5 protein-coding genes and 1 pseudogene are annotated in these 5937 nt (G+C 63.1%); 4 read left to right on the plus strand and 2 right to left on the minus strand.

The genetic code is table 11. The annotated features are described in order from the left end of the window. Positions 1-508, plus strand: a pseudogene (locus tag IAE77_RS26630) (chemotaxis protein CheW); the annotation flags it as partial. Positions 509-565: 57 nt separating this feature from the next. Here the strand turns inward: IAE77_RS26630 and IAE77_RS26635 are convergent. Then, complete coding sequence (locus IAE77_RS26635; protein WP_294233448.1) at positions 566-1012, minus strand: hypothetical protein; 447 nt, start codon at positions 1010-1012, stop codon at positions 566-568. Between the two features lie 111 nt (positions 1013-1123). Between IAE77_RS26635 and IAE77_RS26640 the strand changes: the two genes are divergently transcribed. The 3 genes from IAE77_RS26640 to rpsU all read left to right on the plus strand — a co-directional run bounded on the left by IAE77_RS26640 (position 1124) and on the right by rpsU (position 3396). Beyond that, positions 1124-1624 (plus strand): FHA domain-containing protein, encoded by a 501-nt coding sequence (locus tag IAE77_RS26640; protein WP_294233450.1) that lies wholly within the window; start codon positions 1124-1126, stop codon positions 1622-1624. A gap of 148 nt (positions 1625-1772) precedes the next feature. Further along, complete coding sequence (locus IAE77_RS26645) at positions 1773-3044, plus strand: adenylosuccinate synthase (RefSeq protein WP_294233453.1); 1272 nt, start codon at positions 1773-1775, stop codon at positions 3042-3044. Between the two features lie 115 nt (positions 3045-3159). After that, positions 3160-3396, plus strand: coding sequence for a 30S ribosomal protein S21 (rpsU, locus tag IAE77_RS26650; protein ID WP_294233456.1), 237 nt, complete (start codon positions 3160-3162; stop codon positions 3394-3396). 71 nt (positions 3397-3467) lie between these two features. On the opposite strand, the gene IAE77_RS26655 is transcribed toward rpsU, so the two are convergent. Further along, a partial coding sequence (locus tag IAE77_RS26655) for a heavy metal translocating P-type ATPase metal-binding domain-containing protein (RefSeq protein WP_294233459.1) occupies positions 3468-5937 on the minus strand: 2470 nt, incomplete at its 5' end.

Below are 5937 nucleotides of genomic sequence, written 5' to 3' on the forward strand. Positions count from 1 at the left end.
GTTGCGCACGATGGCGGCCTACATCGACCTCAATCCGGTGCGCGCCGGGCTGGTAAAAGATCCGAAGGATTACCGCTGGTGCGGTTACGCCGAGGCGCTGGGTGGCAGCCGGAGAGCACAACGCGGCCTGTGCAAGGCCATCGGCAAACCGGTGGACGGCTGGCAGAGTGCGGGAGCGGCGGAGGCGTATCGCTGCATTCTCTTTGATGAGGGCCGGGAGGTGAAGGACGCGCAGAACGAGGCCGTGGTGGAGAGCGGGATGAGAGCGGAATCGGTGAGAACTGTGCTGGCGGAACGTGGGAAACTGAGTTCAGCAGAACTGGTGCGGCTGCGCGTGCGCTACTTCAGCGATGGGGCGGTTCTTGGCAGCAAGGCGTTCGTGGAGGGCATCTTCGAGGCGCAGCGGGACCAGTTCAGCCCGAAACGGAAGCAAGGGGCGAAACGCATCGTGGAGACGGACGCGCCGCTGTATGCGTTGCGGCAGTTGAAGCGAATTCCCATCACTTAGCGGTCGAAACCACCTGTACCCAAACCTTGTCGAACAAAACAGCCTGCGCCGTCAGTTTCACGCCGCCTTCAGCACCTCGTGGGTGTGGATCGCCGGATTGACGATGTCACGCACGAACTGGGTCGGCTCGGCTCCTTCACCAAAGACATAGATGCGCGTGCGCAGGGTGAGCTTCTTGATCTCAAAGCCGGGGTTCTCCGTGCCACGGTAGTAATTGAGGATCATCTCCTTCTCCAGATCCAGCGCGGCTCCCTTCATGCCGTATTCCAGCACGAAGGAGGCTTTCTCGAAGGCCGGCTGGCCGCCGGTGCGGGCCTCCTGGCTGATGGGATCGATCAAGACGCGATTCACAAAGGCCTCCAAAGCTGCCGCGTCTCCCTCGAACTCGATCTTGTACACCCGGCCCTCGCGATACTTCAACGGCAGCGGATGCGGGGCGTAGAGCAGCTTGTGGCAGTCGCTGTCAGTGTCGAACTTGCCGAGGATTTCAAAGACTTGGGTCACGAGTGAGCGGGGGAGGAGGGTGGACTGCCTCCCCTAGCGAAAACCCCCGGCCGTGCAAGCGCGTGAATCTCCCTTGCCACCCTTGTCCCGGCCTGCTAAAACTCCGCCGCTATGCCCCGCATCCAATTCACCACCCCAGATGGTGCCTCCGGCGCTCTCGAACTCGACGCTGAACGCATGACTCTCGGCCGTTCCGATGACAACCAGCTCGTCATTTCCGACGATTCGGTGTCCAGTCATCACGGCGAGGTCACCTTTGACGGCGCCTCCTGGACGCTGACGGACCTCGGCTCCACCAACGGCACGAAACTGGGCGGCTCCCGCGTGGAGGCCATCTCGCTGGCCCCGGGCACGGCCTTCCAGCTTGGGAATGTGAATTGCACCTTTGTGGGCGATGGCGAGGAAACTTCCTATTCGGCCCCGACCATCACGGTTTCCACACCTTCGAGCGGCTACGGCAGCCATCCTTACAACAGCAAACTGCGCAGCGGCTTCGGTCCGAAGGCGAAGGAAAAGAACCCTGGTGGCGGTCTGCTGACGCTGCTCGGCGTCGTCGCGCTCCTGGCCTGCGGCGTGGCCGTTTACTTTGCCACTCAGATGGGAGCTGCCTGACCTGACCGCGCACGTGTCGCGGCACCGGCCTCGCTTCAGCGAACCAACCGCCTCTGCGGCCTGAAACGGCTGCGTCCGGTGCCTTCTGCGTGTCTCCCAACCAACCCCTTGCGGACTCCCGTGCCGCCATCCGAACAGAAAGAATCCCATGTCCAATACCATCGTTGTCGGCGCCCAGTGGGGCGATGAAGGAAAAGGCAAAATTGTCGATTTCCTCACTGAAAAAACAGATGTCGTCGTGCGTGCCGCCGGCGGCAGCAACGCCGGCCACACCGTCATCAGCAACGGCCAGAAGTACATCCTGCACCTCATCCCCAGCGGCATCCTGTGGGAGGAAAAACTCTGCGTCATCGGCAACGGCGTCGTCCTTGACCCCATCGGCCTGCTGGAAGAAATGGCCAAATTGCGCGGCCAGGGCGTGAAGATCACCGCGCAGAATCTGCGTATCAGCGAGACCTGCCACCTCGTCATGCCCTACCACAAGGCCCTTGATCGCGCCCGCGAGGCACGCCGCGGAGCCAACGCCATCGGCACCACCGGACGCGGCATCGGCCCGGCTTACGCCGACAAGGTGGAACGCAACGGCCTGCGCGCGATTCTGCTCACCCAGCCGGAGAAACTGGCCGGTGCCTTGCGCGAACGCATCGCGAGCAACAACGAATTCATCATCGCCTCCGGCATCGAAGCCGTGCCCGTCGAAGAAACCGTCGAAAAGATCCTCGCTGCGGCCAAAGAACTGGCCCCGCACATCACCAACACCGCCGTCGTCTGCCACGAGGCCATCAAAGCGGGCAAAAGCCTCCTTTTCGAAGGGGCGCAGGGCACCTACCTCGACATCGATCACGGCACCTATCCTTTTGTCACCAGTTCGAACACGACCACCGGCGGTGCCTGCACCGGCTCTGGCGTGCCTCCGCGCATGATCGACAAAGTCGTCGCCGTCTGCAAAGCCTACACCACCCGTGTCGGCAGCGGCCCCTTTGTCACCGAGAACGAATCCATCGGCGACATGCTGCACGGCATGGGACGCGAGTTTGGCGCCACCACCGGCCGAGCCCGCCGCTGCGGCTGGCTGGACGCCGTGCTGCTGCGCTACGCCGTCATGATCAATGGTGCTGACGAGCTCGCCATCACCAACCTCGACGGCCTGGACGGCCTTGATGAGGTCCAGATCTGCACCGCCTACAAGCTGCGCGGCCAGACGCTGCAATACCCGCCGAGCACGGTCGAGGACATCGAAGCCTGCGAGCCTGTTTATGAAACCCACCAGGGCTGGAAACAGGACCTCAGCGGCCTCACGAACTTCGCGGACCTGCCTCCGCTGGCCAAAGCCTACCTGAAACGCGTCGAGGAACTCACCGGAGCCAGAATCAGCCTCCTCGGTGTCGGTCCCGCCCGTGAGCAGACCCTCGTCGCCTGAAAACAGCCGGCAGAGAACGGTGAACCGCGAACAGCCACCGCTCCTACATTCCATTTGACGACTGGCGTCCTGCCCCTACTCTTGCGCCCCTTTTCCCACCACCCCTCATTCTGACATGACCGAAATCCAAATCCGCAAAGGCGAACCTGTTGACCGCGCCCTCAAGCGTCTCAAGACCAAGCTTGAGATGGAAGGCATCCTTGAAGAAGTCCGCCGCCTGCGTGCTCATGAGACCCCGAAAGAGCGCACCCGCCGCAAGGCCCGCGCCGCTGCCAAGCGTGGCAAGATCCGTTACCGTTTCACCCTTCCGAAGCCGCCCGTCGCTCCTGGCGAAGCAGCCCCTGCCGCCTGATCCATCCGGCTGGGAAAGGACCAAGTTCAAAAGGGCGGCTGCAAAGCCGCCCTTTTTCGTGCTCACGAACCTCAGGCTTGAGTCGCCAGGATCTCTGATGACACCGCCATTTCAGGCTGGACGCCGGCTTGAGAGGGTGTCCGCCACGCCGCTGACCTCCGGAACGTTAAGGCCACCAGTGAAAGCGTGCACACCGAGCTCAGCGGCATGAGAATCGCCGCTGCCAGCGGGCTCAGGTGCCCCATCAGGCCCGCCACGGCGGTGATCAGGTTGTAGCTGACCGAGAAAGCAAACACACGCCGCGTCGCCCGGCGATGGAGCCGCGCCACATGCATCAGCCCGCTCACAAAACGCAGGCTGTGGCCCAGGAAGAAGAAATCCGCCTTCTGCTCCAGGAAACTGCGGCCCGTGACCGGACTGCCCGCGCACAGCGCCGCGTCGAAGGCCAGGCTGTCGTTCGCACCGTCGCCCACATAGAGCGTGTCATCGTGATTGCGCTCCCGCAGCCACTCCGCCTTGGCTTCGGGCGTCAATTCAGCCCGCCAGCAAGCCTCCGGAAGCTCCAGCTTGCGCGCGATCTCCTCCACCTTCCGTGAACGATCACCGCTGAGCACACAGACCTCGATCTGGCGCTCGTGCAGGTGACGCACCTCCTGGACCGACTCGGCCCGCAGTTCATCGCGGAAACGAAACGCGGCAAGAACCACCCCATCCCGCGTCAGCACGGCGTCACCGGCGGTTCCGGCCTCCGGGCGGCCGAGCCGCCAATCATGGCCGCTCCCGTCCTGAAAGCCCAACCCCTGCCCCACGGCCTCCTTGACCGTGCAGCGGTCAAAAACTCGCGAATCGCCCTCAAACGCCACCGCATCATACAAGCTGCGGCTCACCGGGTGCAGATTCCCCGTCACCAGATGACGCAGCGCCGCACGCGTTTCGGCGTCAAGCGTGCGCAAAACACCAGCGTTTTCCAAAACAGGGTTCTCCAGCGTCAACGTGCCCGTTTTGTCGAACACCACGCGCTTCACACGCATCAGCCGCTTCCATAGCCCGAGCGAGCGCACAAACACGCCCAGCTTCTCCGCTCTCGAAGCCGCCATCTCCTCCGCCAGCGGCACCGCCACGCCCAGCGCACATGGACACGACACCACAAAGATCGAAATCATCACCTGCAGTGCCTGGGTGATGCCTGAGCCATGAGCCCACCACCAGATGCCCCCGCCAAACCCTGTGACAACGACGGCCACCAGGTAGCCCCGCAGCAGCTTCTCCAGCCGCACATCGCGAAACTCCGCCTCACGCCGCGCATCGAGCAAACGACGCAACGTCGAATCCTCCCACGTCTCCACCGATTCCACCATCAGAGGCCGCGTGCCGATGTTCAGCGCTCCCGACGGCACCAACTGCCCTTCCTCGCGGTTCTGTGCCTCGCTTTCGCCATTGATCCACTCCAGACTCACCGACGCGCTCTCGCTCATCAGCTTCGCGGCCACAGGCACGGTCTGAGCAGGCTTCACCACAAACCGCGTGCCCGCTTTCAGGTTCGCCACCGGCTGAGCTTCTTCCATGCCGGCGTCATTGATCACATTCACCATCTCCGGGATCGATGTGTCGCGCATTAGGCGCCTGCGATTGCGATCCACCGCCGCCTGCTGCGCCCAGCGGCCTGTCAGCATGAGAAAGATGAAGATCGCCACGAAGTCGAAGTACTTCAGCCCCTCCACACCCGCGATCCATCCCCCCATCGAGCCCGCATAGGCTGCCGTCACGCCCAAGGCGATCGGCGTGTCGATGTGCAGCACACCAGCTCTCAGGCTGCGCAGCGAGCGCTCGATGAAGTAGCTGCCGCCCACCGCCATCGCCAGCGTCGCGGAAAAAGCAGCAATCAGGTCAAACCAATGCGCAAAGGCAAAATCACGCGGCATGCCGAAATACGCGGGCAGTGAGAACGCCATCGCATTCATCGCAAACGCCCCGCACACGCCCATGCGCCGCGCCAGCCCGGAGGATTCCTTCTTCTCGCCTCCTTGCAGCGGCGGACCGAGCAGATAGCCGAAGCTTTGCAGATCACGTGCCACAGCCACGGCATCAAACTGCCCGCGCTGCCATGTCAGCCGCACCTCGCCATGCACCACGTCCACATTCACGCGCAAGGCACCCGCATGTCGCGAGAACAATCGCTCGATCAACCACACGCAACCCACGCAGGACAACCCCTGCACCGCCAGCCGCAGTTCCACCGCATCCGACTCACTGGTGCGTTCCGCCTCGGTGCTCAAAAGCGTCAACCAGTCGTAATCACGCTCGCGCAAGGCCTGCGGGGCCACGGGCGGCAGCGCCGCATTGCCCTTCAGGTCGTAGAAGTGATCCAGCCCCTCCTGATGCAGGAGATCATGGACGTAGCTGCATCCAGCGCAGCAAAACCCATCGTCACGGGCCGCCGGCACCGGCGAGCCACAATGGGTGCAGTTAACTTGAGTGTGAGGCGCGTTCATCACGCCCGCACTATTCACCATTCGCCGCCGTCCTCTTGTCCCCGCTTGG

Source organism: Prosthecobacter sp. (assembly GCF_014879935.1).
Lineage (GTDB): Bacteria > Verrucomicrobiota > Verrucomicrobiia > Verrucomicrobiales > Verrucomicrobiaceae > Prosthecobacter.

Excerpts from the sequence above, each read along its gene's own strand:
- IAE77_RS26640 (WP_294233450.1), top strand. The coding sequence starts at position 1,124 with ATGCCCCGCATCCAATTCACCACCCCAGATGGTGCCTCCGGCGCTCTC.
- IAE77_RS26645 (WP_294233453.1), top strand. The coding sequence starts at position 1,773 with ATGTCCAATACCATCGTTGTCGGCGCCCAGTGGGGCGATGAAGGAAAA.
- rpsU (WP_294233456.1), top strand. The coding sequence starts at position 3,160 with ATGACCGAAATCCAAATCCGCAAAGGCGAACCTGTTGACCGCGCCCTC.